The organism is Mesorhizobium sp. M7A.F.Ca.ET.027.03.2.1, from assembly GCF_003999175.1.
Lineage (GTDB): Bacteria > Pseudomonadota > Alphaproteobacteria > Rhizobiales > Rhizobiaceae > Mesorhizobium.
In genome coordinates, this window is record NZ_RZOM01001451.1 from 1 (window position 1) to 1,129 (window position 1,129).

A 1,129-nucleotide genomic window follows, 5' to 3' on the forward strand; every position below is an offset into this window, starting at 1 on the left:
CATTCATAATGAGCTCAAGGCCGACATCCGCGCACTGTTGCAGGAAGATCGGCCGGATGGCCAGGCCCTCCATGAGCTCATCGCCAGGGCGAGGGAAGACAGCAAGGCCGCCAGGCATCCGGTGGCCTGCGAACTGGCCGCGTTGTTAGTGGCCGAGCTCCAGGACTGGAACCTGCAGCTCAATAGCGAGCCGGCTCATGAGCAGTCGGAAGTCAAGCTGCATGAAAGCGCCATCAATCTGTTGAGCGTCGGCATCAAGGTCGGCACTGACGCCTACAAGTCCGATACCGGTGCGCGGGTGTTCATGCAAAAAACCACCGAATTGCAGCGGCTCTTGGAGCAGAGGCCGGGCTTCAAGTCGGCGCCATATGTCAAGGCGCAGGCGGCAAAGCTCCACCAGGGCCGGTTCGACGTCGATGGCAGCCTGGCGGATCTGAAGGACAACCCCACGCTGGCGGCATCGGTCATGGAGGCCTCGATCAGACTCGCCGTCGAAAAGCGCATTCTGCTCAGCGCCTTAGCAATCTCGGCCGAAGACGACCGCGCCAGCACGATAACGCTGAGCAGCGAACAGGCCCTTGAGCGGGCCAGGCTCGAAGCCGCCCCCGCCGAAGCGCAAGAAAGCGCGATTACCAAAAATTGTGCATGCGGTTGCCGAGCTTTTGCGGCAGGACGGCATCGAGGTGAAGGTGCCGCATCTTGACCAACGGTCGGGCGGGCAGGTCTGGATAGCCGACGAGTTGACCGGCCAGAGCGTGAGCACGGCGCCGGAGGCCCAACTGGTCACCAATGCCGTGCGCCATGTCTTCGAGATCCCGGACGAGGCTTTTACGCGCGCCTTCAGGAAGGCGGCACTGGCCTTCGAGGAGCGGGACTGCAGCGAGGTCGAGACCACCAACTGGGTCATCAGGATGGACAGGCCGCGGTTACGCGGCGTTCACACGGCGTTCAGAACCGCGCAGAACTATCGCTTCGAGGTCGAGTTCCCTACGCCGGCCAGTTATCGGGCCGAGCTCGCGCACCGCGCGCAGAGCTCACAGCTAGTCCCCATTCCCCGTGGTGCCTGGGAGATATTACACTGGGACTCGTCAGGAGAAAGCAGGTCGAGGGCGGCAGGGACCTCCAGGTC

1 protein-coding gene and 1 pseudogene are annotated in these 1,129 nt (G+C 63.0%); both read left to right on the plus strand.

The window, feature by feature from the left end:
* Positions 1-703, plus strand: a pseudogene (locus tag EN750_RS41250) (shikimate kinase); the annotation flags it as partial.
* Positions 684-1,129, plus strand: a 446-nt coding sequence (locus EN750_RS41255) for a hypothetical protein (RefSeq protein WP_245482907.1), incomplete at its 3' end; no start/stop codon positions are given. The pseudogene EN750_RS41250 and the gene EN750_RS41255, both read left to right, overlap by 20 nt.